The organism is Pseudomonas salicis, assembly GCF_057128705.1.
This window is the reverse complement of sequence record NZ_JBSKHU010000016.1, coordinates 1-1,514: the sequence shown is the minus strand read 5'-3', so window position 1 is coordinate 1,514 and position 1,514 is coordinate 1. Positions and strand designations below refer to the sequence as shown.

Below are 1,514 nucleotides of genomic sequence, written 5' to 3'. Positions count from 1 at the left end.
ACGGCATGCACGATGGCTTTGCCAAACTCAAAGGTGACGTCGTCAGGATAAACAGACGGTTCCTGACCGCGTCCGATGCGGAAATAAATCGGCTGCGGATGGTGAATCGACGCGCGAATCGCGGCTGCCAGCTGCGGACCGTCTGCCGGAGCAACCACCGTGAGATCGGCGATGCTGCGCATGATCGCGATGTCTTCAGTGGCGTGGTGCGAGGTGCCATAAAAGCCGAGGCTGATGCCGGTGTGATGGCCGATCAGACGCACCGGCAACGCCGAATACGCCACGTCCATGCGGATCTGTTCACAGCACAACAACGCCAGGAATGACGCAAAGGTCGCCACGAACGGCATGGTCCCGGTGGTGGCGATCCCGGCTGCGGCGCTGACCATGTTCTGCTCGGCGATACCAAACTGGATAAACAGATCCGGGTGTTTCTCGGCGAAGCGGTTCAGGCCGTTGGAGTATTGCAGGTCGGCCGTCGCGACAGCGATGGGATGGCCGTCGGCAACCAGATCCAGCAGCCCTTCCGATAAATAATCGAGCCCCGGATTGATCGCGTTCAGTTGGCGGTACTGCCAGCTTTTCGGGTTGACTGGCGCACTCATTGAACACCTCCATTGGCTTTGATTTCTTCGATGGCCAGCACTTCGTCTTCCGGGGCAAGCCAGCCCAGATGCCAGCCGGGTTCGGTTTCCATGTACTCCACACCCTTGCCCTTGGCGGTCAGGGCGATCACGCAGACCGGACGTTCCCGCGCAGGCTCGGCTTTCAACTCGCGGAACAACGTCGCCACGGCGGCCACGTCATGGCCGTCCACTTCCCGGACGTCCCAGCCGAAGGCCCGCCATTTGTCTGCCAGCGGTTCGATACCCACGACGTCATCGACCTTGCCGTCGAGCTGATAGCCGTTGCGATCGACGATGGCGATCAGGTTGCCGGTCTTGTGATGCGCAGCCGCCAATGCGGCCTCCCAGACCTGCCCCTCTTGCATCTCGCCATCGCCCAGCAGCACGTAGACGTCGAATGCATTGCCCCGCAAACGCCCGCCCAGCGCCATGCCCAGGCCGCCCGACAACGCATGGCCAATGGACCCCGAACTGAAATCAACCCCCGGCACCTTGCGCATGTCCGGGTGATCGCCCAGTGGGCTGCCTAGCCGCGTGTAGTCATCCAGCCAGGCCTTGTCGAAGAAATCCCAGTCGGCCAACAGCGGGTAGAGGCCGACGGCAGCGTGGCCCTTGCCCATCAGAAACCTGTCGCGTCCCGGCCATTTCGGCTCGCCGCGTTTCAGGCGCATGGCGTCGTAGTACAGCGCGGAGAAAATCTCGGCACACGAAAACACCGAGGTGTAGTGGCCAACCTTGGCGATGGAAATCAGCCGCACCGTCTCCAGGCGCACGAACAGTGCGCGCTCTTTCAGACGAGCGATCTGCTCGGGCGTCAACGGCGTTACGGGATCACGAACCGCGCGATTTTCAGCGGGCATGAGGGCACTCCTGAGTGGGTTGATCGAG

2 protein-coding genes are annotated in these 1,514 nt (G+C 62.0%); both read right to left on the bottom strand.

The window, feature by feature from the left end; genetic code table 11:
* On the bottom strand, positions 1 to 605 hold a 605-nt coding region (locus ACWKWE_RS29205; protein WP_483852485.1), incomplete at its 3' end, for a transketolase family protein.
* A complete protein-coding gene (locus ACWKWE_RS29200; RefSeq protein ID WP_166596965.1) occupies positions 602 to 1,486 on the bottom strand; it encodes a transketolase in 885 nt (294 codons plus the stop codon). The genes ACWKWE_RS29205 and ACWKWE_RS29200, both read right to left, overlap by 4 nt.
* Positions 1,487 to 1,514 lie beyond the last annotated feature (28 nt).